The organism is Amycolatopsis sp. NPDC023774 (assembly GCF_040639695.1).
In the GTDB taxonomy this organism is placed as follows: domain Bacteria; phylum Actinomycetota; class Actinomycetes; order Mycobacteriales; family Pseudonocardiaceae; genus Amycolatopsis.
In genome coordinates, this window is record NZ_JBFAAJ010000016.1 from 99,946 (window position 1) to 119,724 (window position 19,779).

A 19,779-nucleotide genomic window follows, 5' to 3' on the forward strand; every position below is an offset into this window, starting at 1 on the left:
TTCCGGTGCACGGGGATGTGCGCACGTCACCCCAGCACCGCCCCGTGAAAACAAGATGTCCGGCTGTCGGCGACGAGGGGTGCGGCAGGGAACGGGCGGTTCCAAACCGGGCGAAACGCCGCGTGCGTTGTGCCACACCAGTGCGGATAGCGCAAGTAGCGCGGCTACGTACCGATGTTACGCAGGTCATAACGTCGATACGGGAAGGTTCTAGCGCAGATACGAGTTAAGCTGTAACGTTGGTACTACTAGAGCGGAACACTGATACGGAGGCTGAGATGACCAGCACGGAGAACACCAAGCAGCGCGTCGCGATCGTCACCGGTGGTTCGGGTGGGATCGGGCGGGTTGTGGCCGAGCGCCTGGCCAAGGACGGGATGCAGGTGCTGGTGCACTACTCGGGCAACCCGCAGCGGGCCGAGGAGGTCGTGGCCGCGATCACCGCCGCGGGCGGGGTGGCCAGCTCCGCGCAAGCCGACGTGGCCGACGAGGACCAGGTGGCCGCGCTGTTCGACACTGCGGAGCAGCGTTACGGCGGGGTCGACGTGGTCGTGCACACCGCCGGGATCATGCTGCTGGCCCCGCTGACCGAGCTCAAGCTCGACGATCTGGACCGCATGCACCGCACCAACATCCGCGGCACCTTCGTGGTCGACCAGCAGGCCGCGCGCCGTCTGCGCGCCGGCGGCGCCCTGATCAACTTCTCGTCGTCGGTCACCAAGCTGGCGCTCAACAACTACACCGCCTACGCCGCCTCCAAGGGCGCGGTCGACGCGATCACCCTGATCCTGGCCCGCGAGCTGCGCGGACGTGACGTCACGGTCAACGCCGTGGCCCCTGGCCCCACCGCCACCGCCCTGTTTCTCGAAGGCAAGCCGCAGGAGGTCATCGACCGCCTCGCCAAGGTCCCGCCGCTCGAGCGCCTCGCCGTGCCCGAAGACGTCGCCGAAGCCGTCGCCTTCCTCGCCGGCCCGGCCCGCTGGGTCAACGGCCAGGTGATCTACGCCAACGGCGGAGCCATCTGAGCTCGCCGCTCACCCGCCTGCTGCTTCGAAGGAGGACTTCCATGTCCCAGACCATCGTCATCACCGGTGCTTCCAGCGGCTTCGGCGCGCTCACCGCTCGCGCGCTGGCCGACCAGGGCCACACCGTCTACGCCGGCATGCGTGAGACGACCGGCCGCAACGCCCCGCAGGTCCAGGCCGCCGCCGACTACTCGAAGGAACACGGCGTCGACCTGCGTGCCATCGAACTCGACGTGAACTCGCAGGACTCCATCGACGCGGCGGTCGCGCGAATCGAGGCGGACAGAGGCACCATCGACGTGCTGATCCACAACGCCGGCCACATGGTCACCGGTCCGGCCGAGGCCTTCACTCCGGAGCAGCTCGCCGAGCTCTACGACGTGAACGTGCTCAGCACCCAGCGCGTGAACCGCGCCGTGCTGCCCGGCATGCGCCGCCGTGGCGAGGGCCTGGTGGTGTGGGTCTCCAGCTCCAGCGTCAAGGGCGGCACTCCGCCGTACCTCGCGCCGTACTTCGCCGCGAAGGCCGGGATGGACGCACTCGCGGTCAGCTACTCCACCGAGCTGACCCGATGGGGCATCGAGACGTCGATCGTGGTCCCCGGCGCGTTCACCTCGGGCACCAACCACTTCGCCCACTCGGGCCGCCCGGCTGACGATGCCGTGGTCGCCGACTACGAGACGAAGTACGCCGGCCTGATGGAGCAGGTTTCGGGCAAGCTCGCCGCCCTCGAGCCGGCCGACGCAGACGTCTCCTCGGTCGCCGCCGAGATCGCCCGCATCGTCGCCCTGCCCCGCGGCGAACGTCCCTACCGCGTGATCATCGACCCGTCCGACGACGGTTCGGCCGAGGTCTCGGCGGTCGCCGACCGCATCCACCGCGAGTTCTACGAGCGCATCGACCTGGCGGATCTGCTCACGATCCGGAAGTAGCCCGTCCGGAAGGGACTGCGGACCAGGGAGGGGAGCCCCGGCTTCCCTCCCTTCGCCATGCCTACTCCAGCCGGATGACGATCCCCGTGAGTCCACTCAGGACGCTCGCCACCCCCGCCCGCACGGCCGCCGCCGCGCGGGCCGGCGTGAAGGACGCCGGGTCATCGCCCGTGGCGGTGGTGAGGCCGGCGCCGCGGAAGGTGGCGCCCGGCCAGTTGGCGGCGGTGACGTTGACGGTCGGTTCGGCGATTTCCGCGCCGAGCACGAGGAACTGCCGGTCGAGGTGGCTGGCGGTGACCACGGTGATCGCGTCGACGAGTTCGCTGCCGGCCGTGATGATGAGGTCGGGGGCGAGGTTCATGGCATCGACGATGCTGTCGGTGTGGCGGTGGGGGTCGTCGGCCGTGACGACCTTGAGGCTCACCTTCTCCTGCGAAGCCCAGTCGTTGACCGCGCCGACCAGGGTCTTCGTCTGCGGGTCGTCGCCGGCGGTCAGGAGCACCACGCGGTAGCCCGGTGCCGGGTGCACGGCGTCCCACGAGCCCGGGCGTGGGGTGATGGTCGCCTCCGGAGTCGGCGGCGTACTGGTGAACCCCTGGCCGAGCACCCCGACCGCGGTGGGCGCGGGGTGTGGTCCCGACCAATCGTCGGTGGCGCCGCATCCACTCAGCAGCACTGCAGTCAGTACACCGACGACCACGAATCGTGAACGCAAGCCGGATTGTCCTTTCGGGCCAGTGGTGCGCGGGTCGGTGTCCTTCCTACCCGATCGCCGCGCGTTTCCGGGCTGCCGCTTTCTTCCGTCGGAATCCGGTCGCTGCGTGTTCGCCCGCCCTCTGCCGCTTGTTCGCTTGAGCCCAGCAAAGTGCTGGCGAGCAACCGGAAAGAGGAAGTCCATGCCCCGCCCCAGCAGACGTTTCGCCCGCCTGGCAATAGTTTTCGCGTTCGCCGCGCTGGCGGTTATTCTCGGCACTTCCACCGCCTCGGCGCACGGGTTTTCGTCGGTCGTCTACGCCGACGTCACCTCAGTCGGCTCCGGGCAGGTGCGCGCGGAGCTGGGGCTCGAATACGACCTGCTGGTCGTGTCGGCCGCCGACTACGAGCACGACGACCCGCTGTTCAAGCAGGGCACCGCTGCGTTCGACGCAAGAGATTCCGCCGCGCAGGCGAAAGCGCTCGACGACCACGCGGCCACGGTGATCAAGTACGTGACGGAACGCTTCCACGTGAGCACGCAAAGTCCCTGCACGCCGACGAAAGACGGCGGTTTCCGCCTGGAACAGCGGGAAGGTGTGCCCTATGCGCTGCTCGACCTCGACTACCACTGCGGCAGCGGCGATGCCCACGAGGTGCGCAGCGCGCTGTTCCCCGACGCCGAGGGCTACGTCCGCGACACCAAGACCGTCGTCACCTACGACCTCGACCTGACGTCGGGCAGCGCCGCCCTCGACGCGCACCAGCCGTCGTTCTCCACGCAGCAGTCGTTCGGTGAGCGGTTCTGGGAGTTCTTCCGGCTCGGCGCGGAGCACCTGCTCACTGGTCTCGACCACATCCTCTTCCTGCTCGCGCTCATCGCCGGCTCCCGTCGCCTGCGCGAGATCGTGCTGGCGGCGACCACGTTCACGCTGGCCCACTCCGTCACATTCGTGCTGGCGGCGCTCGGCCTGGTCACGGTGCCCGCCGCGATCATCGAGCCCCTCATCGCCCTCTCGATCGCGGTGGTCGCGGCCTGGCCGCTGTGGCGGCTGTGGCGGCGCAAGGTCAACGGCATCGACGACGACCTCACCGGCGAAGGTCACTTCAGCCTCGACCGCACCGGGTGGACCCGGCTCGCCGTGGTCTTCTGCTTCGGCCTCTGCCACGGCCTCGGGTTCGCGTCGGCGCTGGGCATCGACACCGCGTGGTCTTGGACACTTCTGTGGTCGCTGCTCGTGTTCAACGTCGGCATCGAGACGGTGCAGCTGGCGATCATCGCGATGGTTTTCCCGCTTCTGGTGCTGATCCGCCGTCGCGCGACCTTCGCTCCACAGTGGACGACCGGCGTCATTGCCGCCGCCGTTTCAGTGATGGGCCTCACGTGGTTCGTGCAGCGCATCGCGGCCGGCTGACCACGTAATTCCAGGGTGGGCCACCCGTGCTTCCGACGAAGTTCACCTTCCGCACACCAACGGCGATAACGCTACCAATCGGTCTTCCCGACCCATTGACCCGAAAGGGAAAGCACATCCGATGAAACCTTCCAGATCCGGGCGCAACCTCGCCTTCGGCATCGCGACGGTGGGCGTGAGCCTCATGCTGGCGTTCGGCAACGGCTCGGCGACTGCCGCCCCGTGGACGCCGACCCCGCCGGCCAAGGCGAACACCATCGTCCTCGGTGTCGGCGCCAAGGAATCGCAGCGCGTGTTGTCTTGGTACACCTCGACCAACGCGGACCAGACGGTCGAGCTGGTGCCGACCAATCGGCTCAACCACGGCAAGTTCCCCACCAACGCCAAGAAGTTCTCGGCGGTCATCGGCAGCAACGCGGTCAACGGTGGGTTCAACGCGCACGCCACCCTCGACGGCTTGCAGCAGAACACGGCGTACTCCTACCGCATCGGCAACGGTGACGGCTGGTCGCCGACGTACTCCTTCAAGACGCAGTCCTTCAAGGGCGACTTCGACTTCCTGTTCTACGGTGACCCGCAGATCGGTTCGTCGGGTGACGTCGCGAAGGACGGGGCCGGCTGGGCCGACACCCTGAACGTGTCGCTGGCCGCCAACCCGAAGGCCGAGCTCCTCGTGTCGGGTGGCGACCAGGTCGAGTCCGCCAACACCGAGGCGGACTGGGACGCGTTCCTGGGTTCGGACAAGCTGCGCCAGTACCCGTGGGCCGCCACCATCGGCAACCACGACGTCGGCGGCAAGGCCTACGAGCAGCACTTCTGGACGCCGAACACCGACCGTTCGACGCCGTTCTACAACGGCTCGCAGAACACGAACTCCGGTGGCGACTACTGGTACACCTACAAGGGTGTGCTGTTCATCGACCTGAACAGCAACGCCTACGCCAACAGCGCGGACGAGGCGCACATCGCCTACGTCACCGACGTGATCAAGAAGCACGGCGGCGAGGCCAAGTACACGGTGCTCGTGTACCACCACTCGATCTACTCGCCGGCGGACCACGCCAACGACGGTGACAACCAGCTGCGCCGCCAGGACTTCCCGACGGCGTTCTCCAACCTGGGTGTCGATCTGGTTCTGCAGGGTCACGACCACAGCTACTCGCGCAGCTACGTGATCAAGAACGGCAAGAAGGCCAACCCGGCCGAGCAGCCGGGCGCCACGCAGGTCCAGCAGGGGCCGGGCGGCGTCGTCTACGTGACGGCGAACTCCGCGTCGGGGTCGAAGTACTACGACCTCACAGACCCGGACACCACGAAGGACCCGAACTACGGGGCCGACCCGCTCAACCCGGACAACCACTGGGCCAACTCGGTCGAGAACCAGGAGCACGTGCGCACCTATGTCAAGGTCGAGGTGCGGGACGACAAGCTGATGGTCGAGAACGTCCGCAGTGGCACCTGTGCCGCTCCGAACGCCGCTGTCGAGCGCGGCAACGTCAAGTGGTGCGGCCCGGACGAGGGTGCTTCGCCCGCGGGCAAGGTCGGTTCCCTGGTCGACCAGGTCGTCATCCACCCGTACAAGCCCGGCAACAACAACGGCCACGGTGACAACGGCCACGGTGACAACGGTCACGGCAACGACGGTCACGGTGGTCCGTACTGGCTGAGCCAGACCCTCGGCAAGCTCGGCTCCACGCTCACCGCGTTGAGCTGACTCGCCTGATCCACCGGGCAGGGGCGGGTGCTCGCCGGTACCCGCCCCTGCCGCCCCTTCCGTTCTGCCCACCTGCCCGAGGACTGCACATGCGTTCCACGCTCACCCGCGCGCTCGCCGCGGTGCTGCTCGCCGCCGGGTTCGCCGTCACCACGGTGATGCCCGCCGCCGCTCAGGACACCGCTTCCCAGGACACCGTGCCCTGGGCCGTCAGTACCGCGGACAACGAGTTCGGCGCCGATCGCGTCAACTACAGCTACACCGCCGAGGCGGGGGAGCAGGTGCACGACGGTCTCAAGGTCGTCAACAACAGCACCGCGCCGCTGGAGCTGGCCGTGTACACCGCGGACGCGTTCACCCGGCCCGACGGGCAGGTCGACCTCCTCGCGCGCGACAAGAAGTCGGTCGGCGTCGGCGCGTGGGCGCGCGCGGCGAGCGACCACGTGAAGCTGGGGCCCGGCGAATCGGCCGACGTGCCCTTCACGATCGCCGTCCCGCCCGGCACCAAGGCCGGTGACTTCCTGGGCGGCATCGTCACGTCGGTGCAGCAGGGCACCGTCGAGCGCCGCCTCGGTATCCGCATCCGCCTGCGCGTGGGCGGTGACCTGACGCCCGCGCTGTCCGTCGAGGACGCGCACGTCGACTACTCGGGCACGGTGAACCCGTTCGGCACGGGTGACGCCAAGCTGTCCTACACCCTGCACAACACCGGTAACGCGATCACCGCCGCCCGCCAGAGCGCTTCGGTCTCCAGCTTGTTCGGCGCCTGGACCACCCCGGCCGCCGCGATCCCGGACTCGCCGCAGCTGCTGCCGGGGGAGACCTGGCACGTTTCGGTGCCCGTCCACGGTGTGGTTCCGGCGGGGCGGGTGGCCGCCGAGGTCTCGATCACGCCGCTGCTCACCGACGCGTCCGGCTCCGTCGCGCCGCTCGCGGTCGTGCCCGGTTCGGCTGGTGGCTGGGCGGTTCCGTGGACGTTGCTGGTCGTGCTGGTGTTGCTTGTGCTCGTTGTCGTTTTGGTGGTTCGGCGGCTGCGCAAGCGGCCGGTGGGCTCAGCCGAAGCAAGCCCGGTGGAGCGCCCCTCCGCTGAGTCCGAGACCGCGGCGGCCGAGTCCGCTGAGTCCGAAACCGTCGTGTCCTGAAGGTTCGGGTGCCGTCGTGCCCATGGCGCGACGGCTTCGGACGAGACCACCACCTCGTCGGACGGCTTGCCGACGAAGCCATCCGCTCCACGGAACCGGTTTCCAAGGCTTCGGACTGGGCCTCCGCGACGCGGCCGTGTGGCGCCGGCACGGCGAGCTGATCCTCGACGCCTCGAACGCCGGTTGAGTCCACAAGGCACTCAACCGGCATCTCCGGCCGCCCTACCGCAGCGCGTGCGGCGAAACCCGGCCGACGACCCCTGCCCGATGTGAGGTCGTCGACGTGCACCGGCTTGCCCGTGGTGAAGGCCCCGAGCGCGGGGCCGCGATCGGCTGCCACTGACCCAAGCGACGATCAACATCTCGTCTCGGCCGGGCTGTTCGGTAAAATCGCGAAAGTTCCGTTGGGATCCCAGCGGCTTCACGGAGGCCGGCGGGAACGGAACCCCGCCTGCACGGGCACGACAGGAGACAGGCGGAGTGGATGAGGAGACGAAGATGTCGGAAGAGCTCGACGAGCTCGCCGAGGCCATGCTCGGCCTCACCCGCGCCCTCGAGGACGACGAGCAGGGAACCGCGCTCTTGGAGGTGATCTGCGCCGAAGCCGTGCGCGCTGTCCCGGGCGCCGACATGGCGAGCGTGACCGTGATCCGCTCGGGCAAGGGTGAGACGGCCGCGACCACCGACCCGCGGGCCACCCAGGTCGACGCCGCGCAGTACGCCGCCGGCGAAGGCCCCTGTCTGCAGGCCGCCGACACGGGCGAGATCGTCCGCCTGTCGCTGCCCGCCGCGGACTACCGCTGGCGCGAGTTCACCGACGTCGCCAAGGAACTCGGCCTCGGCAGCTACCTGGCGGCCCCCCTGCACGTCGACGAGAACCTCTCCGGCGCGCTCAACCTCTTCGGCTTCGGCGACCACGGCTTCCGCGAGCTCGACAGCCAGCTGCTCAAGGTCTACATCACCATGGTCGCCTTCGGCCTGCGCACGCACCACCGCTACCGGGCCGCCCGCGGCCGCGCCGAACAGCTCGACCACGCGATGCGTTCGCGCGCCGTGATCGAGCAGGCCAAGGGCATGCTCATGGCCATCCACCGCATCGACGCGGACGAAGCGATGGAGCGCTTGATCGCCGAGTCGCAGACGACGAACACCAAACTCCGCGACATCGCGATCCGCTTTGTGACGACGGTGTCCGACCGCTGACTCACTCCGCCGCGGCACCGGGCACCTTCCCCCGAGCGACCTGGGCTGGTTGGCGCGTCGGCGCTGCTCGCACGGCCGCGCGTAGCTCGCGGTGAGGAACCGCGGTTCCACGGAGGTGCTGTGCCGATGGCGGTGCGCACACCAGGTTCTGCCGGATGGCGGGCGTGTCGACGACCACTCACCGGCTCACGCGCTCGTCCTCGCCTGCGGGCAGGTCGACCATCCTCCGCAGCGGCGACGCGAGGAGCGGCACCGCGGCGAGCAGCATCCCGCCACCCGCCACCCACAGCATCGGGCGCAACCCGATGCCGGTCGCGAGCACGCCGGCGAACAGGCTGCCGACCGGCGCGGCGCCCCAGTAGAGGAAGTTCATCGTCGCGTTCATGCGGCCCAGCAGATGATCGGGGCACAGCGTCTGCTGGAAGCTGACCTGCACGACGATCACGATGATCACGCACGTGCTCGTGAACAGGCCCGCCGCCACGTACCACGCCAGCTGCCACCCTGGCCCGGTCAGCGGGACCAGCAGGTACGCCAGGCCCTCCACCACCGCGACCGTCACAAGAAGCCGGGCGGCGCCGACCTTCCTGCTCAACCGCCTGGCCAACACCGACCCCAGCAACGCCCCCACCAGACCGAGGCTGCCCAGCAGCCCCACCGCCCCGGCGGACAACCCGATCACGCGCACCAGGAACAGCGTCGAAATCGCCAGGTAGGCGCTCGAGAACAACGCCGACACCATGTTGTTCAGTGCGATCGCCCGCAACACCGAGTGGCGCAGCACCAGCCGCAGCCCCTCCCGGATCTGCGCGCGCAGCGTCGCTTCGCGCTGCTCGGGCGCGACGACCTCTGGCACCCGCACCGTCCTCAGCCACGCCGCCGACCACAGGTAACTGACCGCGTCGACCAGCACGGCGACCGGCGCCGCCAGCCACTGCACCAGCAGCCCACCCAACCCGGGCCCCACCAACGCGGCCGCGGACGTGCTGAACTTCAGCTTCGCGTTTCCTTCGATCAGATCGGCTTTCGTCACCAGCCTCGGCAGAACGACTGGTGGGCCACATCGAAGAACACCGTCAACACCCCCGCGACGAAGACCGCCGCGTACACCTGCCAGATCGTCAGCGCCCCGAACACAGCGGCGACCGGGATCGACCCCAGCGCCACCGCCCGCCCGAGATCGGCACCCACCAGCACAGGCCGCTTCCGCACCCGGTCGCACCACGCCCCCGCCTGCAGCCCGACGAGCAGGTACGCCAACGTCTGCAGCGTGCGCAACACGGAAATCTCGAACGTCGAGGCGTGGAGGGTGATCACGACCAGCAGCGAGATCGCCGTGCCGCTCACCCTGGTGCCGACTTGGCTGATCGCGTCGGCCAGCCAAAAATGCCGGAAATCGTGCTGCCGGAGAAGGCCGCCCATTTTCCGTTTTGCCCCGTTCGCCACCGAATGATCTTACCGAGCCGGGCATTGCCGTTGTCAGGGTTGACCATCAGCGGCTTTTCTGGCCGCGGGACCGGCCACCCGCATGCCGTAGATTTCGCAGGTGGATTCGTCAATCAGCTCGACCATCCGCTCTTCGAAAACCTCAGAAACAACGTATCCTTTGTTGGCAACGTGTGCCACGGAACCGCAGTCGAGGACAAGCTGACGCTTTTCCGCAGAGGACGGAGGTCCAGCTCGGAGCGTATCCACTGGCCTTCGCCGACGACGAGCCCATGGGATCCTGTTCCGACGTTGACGAATCGCTCACCCTTGAGCATCGAAGGCCGCCGCTGGGGCGACTCGCCGGCCGACGCGACTGATCAGGACGGTTTACGAGCTACGCAACAAACGGGTGGGTGCCATGGACGCAGAAGACCTCCGCGTGCTGCTGCTCCAGCAGGAGAACATCGATGTGCTGGTCCCCGTTGCGCTGACTCGCCTCGAGCAGAATCCACTGGCCGAAGGCGACTTGTATCCCGGTGACCGCTCGCAGCGGTTCTGAAAGTCCCGCCGGCGTACTGGCAGCAGCACGCCGACCAACGTCACCGCGCGTTAGGGGTGATCGGAGCAGTCGAGGCCCTCGGCGACCAGGACGCACCACACGACACCGTCGGGCGGCAGATCGACGCGTTCCACACCAGGTGACACTGCCGGCTCGCGGGGGCGCTGAGTCGGTCCCCCCGGCATTCCGCGGGCTTCCGAAGTGATCATCAATCCCGATTTAAGGGGTTTGACCTGCGGAAAGTGGTGGGCCGCCAGGGGCTCGAACCCTGGACCCGAAGATTAAAAGTCTCCTGCTCTACCAACTGAGCTAGCGGCCCGCGCGCTCAGTTTAGCGGGCGCCCGCCGTCTCGCCAGCAGGGTGGGCCTTGATCCTCGTCACCCCGCCGGCGGGGTCGGGGATTCCACAATGGACAGGGCCTCACCGGACCCGGTCGTAGACCATCGCCATCTCGCCGAGGTCGCCGGTTTCGTGCAGGGACAGCTTCCACTTCGTGGCGGGCAGGCCGTCGTCGAAGAGGCGCTCGCCGCCGCCCGCGATTTCGGGGGTGATCATGAGGTAGAGGCGGTCCAGGAGGTCGGCTTTCAGGAGTGCCTTGATCACGGTGGTGCTGTTGTTGACCAGGATGTCGCCGTCGCCTCTGGCCTTGAGCTCGGTGATGACGTCGGCTGCGGGGGCGTTAGCGATGCGCGCGTGGGGCCACGGTGCCTCGGTGAGCGTGCTCGACAGGACGACTTTTTCTGTGTCCACCAGCCACTTCGCGTAGCCGCGGTCGCGGGGGTCGGCGTCCTCGTTGTCGATGACGGTCGGCCAGAAGCCCAGGAAGCCTTCGGCACTGAGGCGGCCGAGGACGGCTGTGGTGGCGCCGTCGTGCAGGCGGGCGAGGTGGCCGCGGGCGACCTCCGTCGTGGCGTACGGGACGATCGCGGCGAGGTCGCCGGGGCCGCCGGGGCCGTTGTAGCGGCCGTCGAGGGTGATGCTGATGTTGGCGGAAACCGTGCGGGTCATTTCTGTGCTCCCAAGGTGTCGATCTTGATGGTGTTCAAGAGGTTGTCGAGGACCTGGCCCCAGCCGGTCGCGATGCCGGCGATGTGCGGCGCCGCCTCGACGGTCGTGTCGGTGATGCGCAGTCCGAGCCGCAGGTGGGTGCCTTCGGCGACTTCGTCCAGCTCCAGGTCGTACTCGGTCGTGAACGACGCTTCGCCCAGCACGGCCAGGTCGAACACGAGTCGCTCGTTCTCGGTGGCTGCCTGCACGTGGCCCTCGGACCGGTAGCTGGCCTCGGCGTCGCGGAACTCGACCACCGCCTCGCCGTGCGGGTGCGGGTCGAGCACGACCTCCACCACCGAGAACGCCGGCGGCGCCCACCAGTCGGCCAGCTTCTCCGGCTCGACCCAGTACCGCCACACCACGTCCGGCGGCGCGGGCACCAGGCGCTCGAACGAGAACTCCCGCCCGTCCGCCCATCGCTCCCGGTCCGCGGCCGCCGTCTCGGTCTCGACGGCCGCCCGGTACCGCTCGAGCACGTCCCGCTCGCCGGCGTGCGCCTCGACCTTGTCGAGGATGATCTCCAGCCGATCCGCGAACGCCCTCAACGGAACGGCGTCGATCGCGTACACCCGCCTTTGCCCGAGCGGCGTCACGGACACCACCCCGACCTTCGCGAGCGCCTGCAGGTGCTTCGTCGTCTGCGGCTGACGCAGCCCCGTGAGCTCCGCAAGCTCCCCCACGGTCCTCGGCCGCCCCGCCAGCAGCTCGACGATGCGCCACCGCGCCCCGTCACCCAACGCCGCTGCGATCTCGTTCATGCAGGGAAGTATTCCGCTACAAGAATATTCTTGTCAAGGAATATACGAGGAAAGACCTCTGACCTGCTTGTTCACCAGAGAAAATCAACCGGCGGGAGCCCGCGACGGGCCCAGGATCAGCCGTCCGACCCCTTCACCCGCGCAGCTTCCCGACGCACCTCAGCGTGCGTAGCCCGCTCCCGCTCCAGCCACTCCGGCCCCGCCGCCTTGATCTCCTCGATCTGCGCCGTCGTCAGCGGTTCGGCCAGCCCCGCGCGCGACAGGCCACCGATGGAGATCCCCAGCTTCGCCGCCACCACCGGACGCGGGTGAGGGCCGTTGCGCCGCAGGTCGCGGAGCCATTCGGGCGGGTCGGTCTGCAAGGCGTTGAGCTCATCGCGCGACACGGCGCCCTCCTGGAACGACGAGGGAGTCGCCTCCAGGTACACGCCGAGCTTCTTCGCGGCCGTGGCGGGCTTCATCGTCTGAGGGGTCTTGCGCGAGGTCATGGGGCCCAGGGTAACCACCGTCGGTAACCTGGCCTGCGTGACCGGCCCGGACGCACCGCCCTCGTTCACGCTCGGCTACGTCCCGGGCGTGACGCCCGGCAAGTGGGTCCGCACCTGGCAGGAGCGCCTGCCCAAGGTTCCGCTGATCCTGGAACCCGTCGAGCCGCCAACAGCGACCGAGAAGATCCACAGCCGCGAAGTCGACGCCGCGCTCCTGCGCCTGCCCATCGACCGCACCGGGCTGCACGCGATCCCGCTGTACATCGAGACCACGGTGGTCGTCGTGCCGAAGGACCACGTCGTCGCGGCCGCCGACGAGGTCACACTCCAAGACCTCGTCGACGAGGTCTTCCTCCACCCCCACGATGACACCCTCGACTGGCCCCACCCGCCCGGCAAACTCGCCGAACACCGGCCGGACACCACCGCCGACGCGATCGAGCTCGTTGCCGTCGGTGTCGGGCTGCTCGTGGTTCCGCAGTCGCTCGCCCGGCTGCACCACCGCCGCGACCTCACCTACCGGCCCCTCACCGACGTCCCGGAATCGCAGGTCGCGCTGTCCTGGCTCGAGGACGAGACCACGGACCTGATGGAACAGTTCATCGGCATCGTCCGCGGCCGCACCGTCAACAGCACCCGCGGCAAGGCACCGGAACCGAAGCCGAAAGCCAAGGCCAAGGCCCAACCGAAGGCCCAAGCCAAAACCAAGAAGCCCCAGCATCCCCCCAAGCGCGGCAAACCCCGCCGCCGCGGCTGACCCCACCTGCGCCATTCGGCCGGAGCTCACGCCACAACCCCCAGCCGAACGGCCAACCCGCTGCGGCAGTACAGGTGATCAACGAAAACGTCGTTACCCGAGCTCAGCGGGCGGCGAGCGCCGGTTCTTCGAGGCGGACCGCGGCCGGGTTGCGTGACGACCAGCAGCCACGTGAGGAAGCCGAGGGCGAGCAGGAGGTAAGAGTCGCCGATGACGTGCTGCCAGGGCGTCCACGCGAGTTCGCGCAGATCTCTGTTCGGCAGGAAGCTGCCGCCGCTGGCGTACGGCGAGAGGACCAGGACGGCCGTCCGGGCGGTGCGGACGCGGGTGGCCAGGATGACCAGCGCCGGAGCGACCAGACCCAGTGGTGCGACCAGGAAATTGCCAAGGTGCGGCCTTCGCTGCCGATACGCGCGAGCCGCGGCCGGGCACCGCCGTGATCGCGGTGGTTGGCCTGGCCGCGGTGGTCGCGCGTCCCATTCTGCCTGCGCGCGGTGCTCGCTCCCCTTCCCAGCTTGTTCGCCGGAACCGCCGTCGTCTTCCTTCTCCCGCGACGGAAACCGCGACCGCCGCGGCGCAATCTCACCCTCGCCACTCCGGCGTTGCCTGGGCTCAGCACGCGGGCGTGATGGTGTAGAGAACGGGGCCGACAACGGCCCGGCACTCCACCACGTTCACCGCCACCGGACGCATTTCCCGCTCACCGACCAGAATTCATAATTGCGACCGCCAAAACAGAACAATTCCCTCCCTGTCGAGTGACCGCGTCAAACAATCCGTCACCCCGCCGCGGGGCCTCGTAGGGACCAGCCGGTGAACGCGCTGCTCTGTTTGGGCGAATTGCCACGCGCAACACCCGGGCCGCGCCAAAGGTCCCGCGGTGCGCCTTGATCACACGCAGCGTCACATCCGGCAACGCGAAGAGTGGCGACCGGTCGAAAATTCCTCGTCAAACCCCTGCCACGAGGCCCTATTAGCACCCCGCCAGGGCACTGGTGCTCGCAGCCTGGATGTGATGGCGCTAATATCCGGGTCCCGTCATCCAGGCATGGGGGCGCGGCACCATCGGCGGGAAGCGAAAACCGCGCTTTTGCCGAAAGCCGCGAACCAGCGAAGAGCCCGAACAACGAGCCAGAACAACGAGCGAGACCACCAACCCGGCGCACGGCCTGCCACCAACCGGACGCGAGGACTTGAAGCCATGTCGGAACAACTGCCCGCCCGCCACGCGCAGCAGCGCGGGCGCGCCGTCCCGGCCGCGGTCGCGGTCCCGGTGACGGCGGTCGTCGCCGGTGCGCTGTGGGCGTGGGTGACGTTGGAGGTGCCCGAACAGAGCCGGGTGCTCGTCGCGGTCGTCGCGGCTGTCACCTGGGTCGCCCTCGTCGTCGCCGTCTACCTCGCCACGCGCGGGTCGTCGGCGCTGGCCGAGGCCGAGGAGCGTGCTCGCGACGCGGAGCACCGGGCGCAAGTCGAGGCGCGGCAGATGGTGGCCGTGAACCTCGAGCTCTCCATGATGGTCGATCAGACCCTGCCGGCCGTGGTCAACCGCCTGCGCGACGGCACGAGCGCCGCCGACATCTACAACTCCACGCAGCTGCCGGAAGACCCGTTCCAGAACCGGATCATGCGCCTGTTCATCGACGAGGTCGCCCAGGGCGAACGCCGCCGCGCCGCCGCCACGGCCGCGTGCGCGAACGCGGCCGGCCGGGTGCAGGCGCTGTCCACCAGCATCCTCGCCGACCTGCGCGAGATGGAGAACCACTGCCCCGAGGACATGCTCGGCGAAGTCCTCAAGGTGGACCACAGCACCGCCCAGGCCGGCCGCCTCGCCGACTCGATCGCGGTGCTCACGGGCGCGCGCTCGGGCCGCCGCTGGGCGAAGCCGATCCGCATGGAGAGCATCCTGCGCGGCGCCATGGGCCGCATCGGCGCGTACACCCGGGTCCGCATCCACTCCACCAGCGGCAGCGCCATCGCCGGGTACGCCGCCGAAGACGTGATGCACGCGCTGGCCGAGCTGATGGACAACGCCACCAAGTTCTCCGCGCCCTCCGAAGAGGTCCACGTCTACGTCGAAGACCTCCACAACGGCGCCGTGATCACCATCGAAGACGGCGGCCTCGGCATGAAACCGCAGGCGCTCATGCGAGCCGAGATCGCCGTGGCGCAGAACGAAAAGCTCGACCTCACCACGATCTCCGGCACCCGCCTGGGCCTCGCCGTTGTCGGCCAGCTCGCCCGCAAGCACCAGCTGCACGTGTTCTTCCGCCCGTCCTCGCGCGGCGGCACGGGCGTGGTCCTGCGCATCCCCAACCACCTGATCACGCAGCCGCGCACCGACCCGTTCTCCGACCCTCTCCCGGACGCCCAGCCGCGCGGCGAGGCGCTGGTCAGCGCTGTGCGCGCCGAGGAACGTGCGTCGACCCGCGGCACGCTGGAACCCGTGCCCAGCGAGTCGGGCGGCCTGCCGAAACGCCCGCGCGGGCAGACGCTCGCCGCGTCGCGCCAGCCGGCGCCGAGCCCCGGCCCGCGGCCGACCAACCGCAGCCACGGCGACAGCGGCGCGCGGTTCGGGGCCTTCCAGCAGAGCCGCACGCGCAGGGTCGCCACCAGTCCGGCCGAGTCGCAGGCGGACGCCGATGACAACGACTGAGCCCCTGCCGCACCGGAACCCCCAGATTGGAGTGAGGGGGCGCGCGTTTTCCGCCCCCGGAACCTCGATGACCCAGAACTCGAACCTCGAATGGCTCCTGGAGAACCTCGTCGGCAACACGCCGGGAGCTGTCCACGCGCTGGTGCTGTCGAAGGACGGCCTCAAGCTCTGCCACACCGCCGGCCTCACCATCGACAAGGCCGACCAGCTGGCCGCGATCGCCGCCGGCGTTCAGGCGCTCTCGCACGGCGCGTCGGCCGAATTCGGTGACGGCAGCGGCGGCATCCGCAACTCGATGACCGAGTTCCACGGCGGCATCCTGTTCATCGTCGAAGCCGGCATCGGCGCGCACCTCGCGGTGATCGCCGCCGAAGACGCCGACGTCGGCCTGATCGGCCACAACATGGACGAGCTGGTCGAGCAGATCGGCTCGTTCCTGACCGCGGCTCCGCGCTACGCGCAGGCCGGTCCGACGGCATGATCCGCCGCGCTGTCGAGGAAGAGGACCCCGACCGCCTCTACACGCTCACCGGCGGGCGCAGCCGCACGGAAGACCTCGAGCTCGACCTCGTCACGATCATCGTCGCCGAGTCGGCGCCGTCAGCCGGGATGCAGTCCGAGCACGTGCGCATCCTGCGGATCACCCTGCACCCGACCTCGGTCGTCGAGCTCTCCTCGGAGCTCTCGCTGCCGGTGAGCGTCGTGAAGATCCTGGTCACGGATCTGCTCGACAGCGGCAAGGTTTCGGCCCGCCACCCCTCTTCGGCGCTGCAGCGCGCGTCCATCCCCGACTCCGAATTCCTCAAGAAGGTGCTCGTTGGACTCCGCAATCTCTGAACGCACCCCTCGCGCCCCGCTGGCCGCCACTGCCGCCGACGGGCTGAAGATCGTGATCGTCGGGGGCTTCGGCGTCGGCAAGACCACGATGGTCCGGTCGGTCAGCGAGATCCGGCCGCTGAGCACCGAGGAGACGATGACGCAGGCCGGTGTCGGCATCGACCAGGGCCTGCAGGGCAAGACCACGACCACGGTCGCGTTCGACTTCGGCCGCATCAGCCTCGACGAGCGCATGGTGCTGTACTTGTTCGGCGCCCCCGGCCAGGAGCGCTTCTGGTTCCTGTGGGACCGGCTGTTCTCCGGCACGCTCGGCGCGGTGGTCCTCGTGGACACCCGGCGCCTGGCCGACTCGTGGTACGCGATCGACCGGCTGGAACACCACGGCACGCCGTTCATCGTGGCGCGCAACAACTTCGAGCCGCCGGCCCACGATCTCGGGCAGGTCCGCGACGCGCTCGACCTCTCGCCCGAAGTGCCCCTGATCGACTGCGACGCGCGCCGCCGCGACTCGTCCAAGCAGGTGCTGATCTCGCTCGTCGACCACCTCTACTCGTTGTCCACCGCCCGGGAGAACCAGCCGTGACCGACCACCGGCCTGAAGTGTCCACCGAGGACTTCGTCAAGCTCTACGGCGCGCAGTTCCAGGAAGATCCGGCCACTCTCTACGGCCGGATCCGCCAGGAATACGGTGGTGTCGCGCCAGTGCTGCTCGACGGCGACGTCCCCGCGTGGCTGGTCTGCGGTTACCGCGAGGTGCACCAGGTCGCCAGCGACTCCCAGCTGTTCGCCCGTGACACGCGCCGCTGGAACCAGTGGGAGAACGTGCCGGCCGACTGGCCGCTGCTGCCCTACGTGGCGCACAACCCGTCGGTGATGTTCACCGAGGCCCTGGAGCATCGCCGCCGCGCCGGCGCGATCGGCGACGCACTGTCCTCAGTGGACCAGTTCGACCTGCGCGCGCACTGCGAGCAGATCGCCGACCGGCTGATCGACACGTTCGCCGGCACCGGTGAGGCCGACCTCATCACGCAGTTCGCGATGCAGATCCCCTTGCTGGCCATCGCGAAGATGTATGGCATGCCCGAGGCCGAGACCCCGGCGCTGGTGCGCGACGTCGCGATCTCCCTCGACGTCGGCCCCGACGCGATCCCGGCGTACGGCCGCGTGCAGGAGACCATGGGCCGGCTGCTGGCGCTCAAGCACCGGCAGCCCGGCCACGACGTTCCCTCGCACATGGCCCAGAACCCCGCGGGCCTCACCGACGCCGAGATCGTGCAGGACCTGCTGGTGGTCACGGCCGCCGCGCAGCAGCCGACGGCCAACTGGATCGGTAACACCATCCGCTTGATGCTCACCGACGACCGCTTCGCGATGACGCTCTCGGGCGGGCGCGGCAGTGTCGGCGAGGCCCTCAACGAGGTCCTCTGGCACGACACGCCCACCCAGAACTTCATCGGCCGCTTCGCCACGCGTGACACGCAGCTCGGCGGCCGCCGCATCCGCACCGGCGACCTGCTCGTGCTTGGTCTCGCCGCCGCGAACGCCGACCCGCACGTGCGTCCCGACCTCGCCGGCGGCGCCGTCGGGAACCACGCGCACATGTCGTTCGGCCACGGCGAACACGGCTGCCCGCACCCCGCACCCGAGGTCGCGGAGGTCATCGCCCGCACAACCGTCGAGGTGCTGCTCGACCGGCTGCCCGACCTGTCGCTGTCGGTGCCGGACGAGTCGCTCAAGTGGCAGCGGTCGATGTGGATGCGCGGGCTGGAGTCGCTGCCCGTCAGGTTCACGCCGACCTACGTCGCGAGCCACGCCGCCGGCTGGGGCTGATCAGTTGGGGCTGAACCGAACCGGCAACGCCGAAGGCCCGCGCGTGAACACCCCCGCTTCGTGGGTGTCCGCGTTGTCGGCGAGTCGCACGTTCGGCATCGCTTCGAGCAGCTGTGCCACCCCGACCTCGATCTCCGTCTTCGCCAGCAGCGCGCCGACGCAGAAGTGCCGGCCCAGCGCGAACGACAGGTGGTTCGCGGCCGCGGAGAACGCGGTCTCCGTCGGCAGGTCCCTTCGGAAGATGTCGAACTCGTTCGGGTTCTCGAACCGCCGCGGGTCCCGGTTGGCCGCACCGATCAGGCAGGTCACGGTGCTGCCGGCCGGCACGGGCTCGCCCGCGATCTCGATGGCCTCGGCGGGCTGGCGCATGATCATGTGCACGGGCGGGGTGTAGCGCAGCGTCTCCGCGAACGCCTTCGGGATCAGCCCGTGGTCGGCCTGCACGGCTTCGAGCTGAGCCGGGTTTTCCAGCAGGTTCTTGAACACGCTGGCGATCGCCTTGTCGGTGGTCTCCCCACCGGCGGCGAGCAGCAGGCTGCAGAACGCCTTGATGTCTTCGTCGCTCATCCGCGTGCCGTCGACCTCGGCCGAGCACAGCGTGGAAAGCAGGTCGTCGCCAAGGTTTTCGCGGCGGGCGCGGATGATCGGGATCAGGTACTCCGCCAGCTCCTCGCGCGTGCGCACGCCGGCCGCGGCCACGTCGGGGTCTTGGCTGAGGTTGCCGAGGAACCCGATGATCGCGGTGTACCAGCGCTGGAACCGCTCGTGGTCGCTCTGGTCCAGACCAAGCATGTCCACGATCACGTTGATCGGGAAGTGGCGCGCGTAGTCCTGCACCAGGTCGGCTTCGCCGCGGCCGCGGAAGCCATCGATGAGCTGACGGGAGTTCCGCTCGATCACGGGCCGGAACTTCTGCTCCAGCTCGTTGCCGCGGAACGCCGGCACCACCAGGGCCCGGCGGATCGAGTGCTCGCGCCCGCTCATCTGCAGGATCGTGCGCCCGTGCGCGGGTTCCAGCTGCCAGCTGTAGTTGTCCGTGGTGAAGACCGGCTCCCGAAACGCTCTGGCGACGTCCTCGTAGCGGGAAACGATGTAGCTCTGCATACCTTCATGCCAGACGATGGGCTCGTCTTCCAACATGATTTCGTACGCGGAATACGGGTCGGCTGCGAATTCGGCGGAAAGGATGTCCGGCGCGTGACGTGCCGTGGTCATGGAGCTCCCTCGCTCTGGCGGTGGAGCAACCACGTTATCGACGGACGTTGCGGGTGCGCCGAAAATTCAGGCCATTGGAG

22 protein-coding genes and 1 tRNA gene are annotated in these 19,779 nt (G+C 68.9%); 14 read left to right on the forward strand and 9 right to left on the reverse strand.

Features of this window, described 5'->3' with window-relative positions:
- Positions 1 to 278 precede the first annotated feature (278 nt).
- Entirely contained in the window at positions 279 to 1,025 is a 747-nt protein-coding gene (locus tag AB0F91_RS28520) for an SDR family oxidoreductase (protein ID WP_360602270.1), read from the forward strand.
- 41 nt (positions 1,026 to 1,066) lie between these two features.
- Positions 1,067 to 1,957: an SDR family oxidoreductase gene (locus AB0F91_RS28525; protein ID WP_360602272.1), complete on the forward strand. Its 891-nt coding sequence runs from the start codon at positions 1,067 to 1,069 to the stop codon at positions 1,955 to 1,957.
- A gap of 61 nt (positions 1,958 to 2,018) precedes the next feature.
- On the opposite strand, the gene AB0F91_RS28530 is transcribed toward AB0F91_RS28525, so the two are convergent.
- Positions 2,019 to 2,672: a hypothetical protein gene (locus AB0F91_RS28530; RefSeq protein ID WP_360602274.1), complete on the reverse strand. Its 654-nt coding sequence runs from the start codon at positions 2,670 to 2,672 to the stop codon at positions 2,019 to 2,021.
- A 181-nt stretch (positions 2,673 to 2,853) separates the two neighbouring features.
- Between AB0F91_RS28530 and AB0F91_RS28535 the strand changes: the two genes are divergently transcribed.
- From AB0F91_RS28535 to AB0F91_RS28550, 4 genes are all read left to right on the forward strand, one after another.
- Positions 2,854 to 4,065: a HupE/UreJ family protein gene (locus AB0F91_RS28535; protein ID WP_360602276.1), complete on the forward strand. Its 1,212-nt coding sequence runs from the start codon at positions 2,854 to 2,856 to the stop codon at positions 4,063 to 4,065.
- 121 nt (positions 4,066 to 4,186) lie between these two features.
- Complete coding sequence (locus AB0F91_RS28540) at positions 4,187 to 5,779, forward strand: metallophosphoesterase family protein (protein WP_360602278.1); 1,593 nt, start codon at positions 4,187 to 4,189, stop codon at positions 5,777 to 5,779.
- An 89-nt stretch (positions 5,780 to 5,868) separates the two neighbouring features.
- Positions 5,869 to 6,921 carry a DUF916 domain-containing protein gene (locus AB0F91_RS28545; RefSeq protein WP_360602280.1) on the forward strand — a complete coding sequence of 351 codons (1,053 nt, stop codon included), beginning with the start codon at positions 5,869 to 5,871 and terminating at the stop codon, positions 6,919 to 6,921.
- Between the two features lie 498 nt (positions 6,922 to 7,419).
- Entirely contained in the window at positions 7,420 to 8,124 is a 705-nt protein-coding gene (locus AB0F91_RS28550; protein WP_360602281.1) for a GAF and ANTAR domain-containing protein, read from the forward strand.
- Between the two features lie 178 nt (positions 8,125 to 8,302).
- Here AB0F91_RS28550 and AB0F91_RS28555 read toward each other — a convergent pair whose 3' ends face one another.
- The 3 genes from AB0F91_RS28555 to AB0F91_RS28565 are packed head-to-tail and all read right to left on the reverse strand — an operon-like array spanning position 8,303 to position 9,750.
- Entirely contained in the window at positions 8,303 to 9,157 is an 855-nt protein-coding gene (locus AB0F91_RS28555) for an MFS transporter (protein WP_360602283.1), read from the reverse strand.
- A complete protein-coding gene (locus AB0F91_RS28560) occupies positions 9,154 to 9,570 on the reverse strand; it encodes an MFS transporter (RefSeq protein ID WP_360602285.1) in 417 nt (138 codons plus the stop codon). The genes AB0F91_RS28555 and AB0F91_RS28560 overlap by 4 nt, the downstream gene beginning before the upstream one ends.
- Before the next feature lie 33 nt (positions 9,571 to 9,603).
- The gene (locus tag AB0F91_RS28565) at positions 9,604 to 9,750 is read right to left on the reverse strand and encodes a hypothetical protein (protein ID WP_360602287.1); all 147 of its coding nucleotides are present in this window, start codon (positions 9,748 to 9,750) and stop codon (positions 9,604 to 9,606) included.
- A gap of 220 nt (positions 9,751 to 9,970) precedes the next feature.
- Here AB0F91_RS28565 and AB0F91_RS28570 point away from each other — a divergent pair, with 220 nt between their 5' ends.
- Complete coding sequence (locus AB0F91_RS28570) at positions 9,971 to 10,111, forward strand: contact-dependent growth inhibition system immunity protein (protein WP_360602289.1); 141 nt, start codon at positions 9,971 to 9,973, stop codon at positions 10,109 to 10,111.
- 243 nt (positions 10,112 to 10,354) lie between these two features.
- Here AB0F91_RS28570 and AB0F91_RS28575 read toward each other — a convergent pair.
- The 4 genes from AB0F91_RS28575 to AB0F91_RS28590 form a co-directional block, all read right to left on the reverse strand.
- Positions 10,355 to 10,430 (reverse strand) — tRNA-Lys (locus AB0F91_RS28575).
- Positions 10,431 to 10,531: 101 nt separating this feature from the next.
- Positions 10,532 to 11,119, reverse strand: a complete 588-nt coding sequence (locus AB0F91_RS28580) for a dihydrofolate reductase family protein (protein WP_360602291.1) — start codon at positions 11,117 to 11,119, stop codon at positions 10,532 to 10,534.
- Positions 11,116 to 11,919 carry a metalloregulator ArsR/SmtB family transcription factor gene (locus tag AB0F91_RS28585; RefSeq protein ID WP_360602292.1) on the reverse strand — a complete coding sequence of 268 codons (804 nt, stop codon included), beginning with the start codon at positions 11,917 to 11,919 and terminating at the stop codon, positions 11,116 to 11,118. The genes AB0F91_RS28580 and AB0F91_RS28585 overlap by 4 nt, the downstream gene beginning before the upstream one ends.
- A 116-nt stretch (positions 11,920 to 12,035) precedes the next feature.
- Entirely contained in the window at positions 12,036 to 12,407 is a 372-nt protein-coding gene (locus AB0F91_RS28590) for a DUF5997 family protein (protein ID WP_360602293.1), read from the reverse strand.
- Positions 12,408 to 12,444: 37 nt separating this feature from the next.
- Between AB0F91_RS28590 and AB0F91_RS28595 the strand changes: the two genes are divergently transcribed.
- The 7 genes from AB0F91_RS28595 (at position 12,445) to AB0F91_RS28625 (ending at position 18,484) form a co-directional block, all read left to right on the forward strand.
- Entirely contained in the window at positions 12,445 to 13,164 is a 720-nt protein-coding gene (locus AB0F91_RS28595) for a LysR substrate-binding domain-containing protein (protein ID WP_360602295.1), read from the forward strand.
- Between the two features lie 74 nt (positions 13,165 to 13,238).
- On the forward strand, positions 13,239 to 13,604 hold the full coding sequence (locus tag AB0F91_RS28600; protein WP_360602297.1) for a hypothetical protein: 366 nt from the start codon (positions 13,239 to 13,241) through the stop codon (positions 13,602 to 13,604).
- Positions 13,605 to 14,365: 761 nt separating this feature from the next.
- Positions 14,366 to 15,817: an ATP-binding protein gene (locus AB0F91_RS28605; RefSeq protein WP_360602299.1), complete on the forward strand. Its 1,452-nt coding sequence runs from the start codon at positions 14,366 to 14,368 to the stop codon at positions 15,815 to 15,817.
- 67 nt (positions 15,818 to 15,884) lie between these two features.
- Positions 15,885 to 16,298 (forward strand): roadblock/LC7 domain-containing protein, encoded by a 414-nt coding sequence (locus AB0F91_RS28610; protein ID WP_360602301.1) that lies wholly within the window; start codon positions 15,885 to 15,887, stop codon positions 16,296 to 16,298.
- Positions 16,295 to 16,654 carry a DUF742 domain-containing protein gene (locus AB0F91_RS28615; RefSeq protein ID WP_285970923.1) on the forward strand — a complete coding sequence of 120 codons (360 nt, stop codon included), beginning with the start codon at positions 16,295 to 16,297 and terminating at the stop codon, positions 16,652 to 16,654. Before AB0F91_RS28610 ends, AB0F91_RS28615 begins: the two co-directional genes overlap by 4 nt.
- Positions 16,655 to 16,706: 52 nt before the next feature.
- Positions 16,707 to 17,237 (forward strand): ATP/GTP-binding protein, encoded by a 531-nt coding sequence (locus AB0F91_RS28620; RefSeq protein ID WP_360602424.1) that lies wholly within the window; start codon positions 16,707 to 16,709, stop codon positions 17,235 to 17,237.
- A complete protein-coding gene (locus AB0F91_RS28625; protein WP_360602303.1) occupies positions 17,234 to 18,484 on the forward strand; it encodes a cytochrome P450 in 1,251 nt (416 codons plus the stop codon). Before AB0F91_RS28620 ends, AB0F91_RS28625 begins: the two co-directional genes overlap by 4 nt.
- On the opposite strand, the gene AB0F91_RS28630 is transcribed toward AB0F91_RS28625, so the two are convergent.
- Positions 18,485 to 19,699 carry a cytochrome P450 gene (locus tag AB0F91_RS28630; protein WP_360602305.1) on the reverse strand — a complete coding sequence of 405 codons (1,215 nt, stop codon included), beginning with the start codon at positions 19,697 to 19,699 and terminating at the stop codon, positions 18,485 to 18,487.
- Positions 19,700 to 19,779: the final 80 nt, after the last annotated feature.

Coding starts and splice junctions, on each gene's coding strand:
- AB0F91_RS28610 (WP_360602301.1), top strand. CDS start 15,885: ATGACCCAGAACTCGAACCTCGAATGGCTCCTGGAGAACCTCGTCGGC.
- AB0F91_RS28540 (WP_360602278.1), top strand. CDS start 4,187: ATGAAACCTTCCAGATCCGGGCGCAACCTCGCCTTCGGCATCGCGACG.
- AB0F91_RS28570 (WP_360602289.1), top strand. CDS start 9,971: ATGGACGCAGAAGACCTCCGCGTGCTGCTGCTCCAGCAGGAGAACATC.
- AB0F91_RS28525 (WP_360602272.1), top strand. CDS start 1,067: ATGTCCCAGACCATCGTCATCACCGGTGCTTCCAGCGGCTTCGGCGCG.
- AB0F91_RS28590 (WP_360602293.1), bottom strand. CDS start 12,407: ATGACCTCGCGCAAGACCCCTCAGACGATGAAGCCCGCCACGGCCGCG.
- AB0F91_RS28520 (WP_360602270.1), top strand. CDS start 279: ATGACCAGCACGGAGAACACCAAGCAGCGCGTCGCGATCGTCACCGGT.
- AB0F91_RS28630 (WP_360602305.1), bottom strand. CDS start 19,699: ATGACCACGGCACGTCACGCGCCGGACATCCTTTCCGCCGAATTCGCA.
- AB0F91_RS28550 (WP_360602281.1), top strand. CDS start 7,420: ATGTCGGAAGAGCTCGACGAGCTCGCCGAGGCCATGCTCGGCCTCACC.
- AB0F91_RS28580 (WP_360602291.1), bottom strand. CDS start 11,119: ATGACCCGCACGGTTTCCGCCAACATCAGCATCACCCTCGACGGCCGC.
- AB0F91_RS28535 (WP_360602276.1), top strand. CDS start 2,854: ATGCCCCGCCCCAGCAGACGTTTCGCCCGCCTGGCAATAGTTTTCGCG.
- AB0F91_RS28545 (WP_360602280.1), top strand. CDS start 5,869: ATGCGTTCCACGCTCACCCGCGCGCTCGCCGCGGTGCTGCTCGCCGCC.
- AB0F91_RS28585 (WP_360602292.1), bottom strand. CDS start 11,919: ATGAACGAGATCGCAGCGGCGTTGGGTGACGGGGCGCGGTGGCGCATC.
- AB0F91_RS28615 (WP_285970923.1), top strand. CDS start 16,295: ATGATCCGCCGCGCTGTCGAGGAAGAGGACCCCGACCGCCTCTACACG.
- AB0F91_RS28605 (WP_360602299.1), top strand. CDS start 14,366: ATGTCGGAACAACTGCCCGCCCGCCACGCGCAGCAGCGCGGGCGCGCC.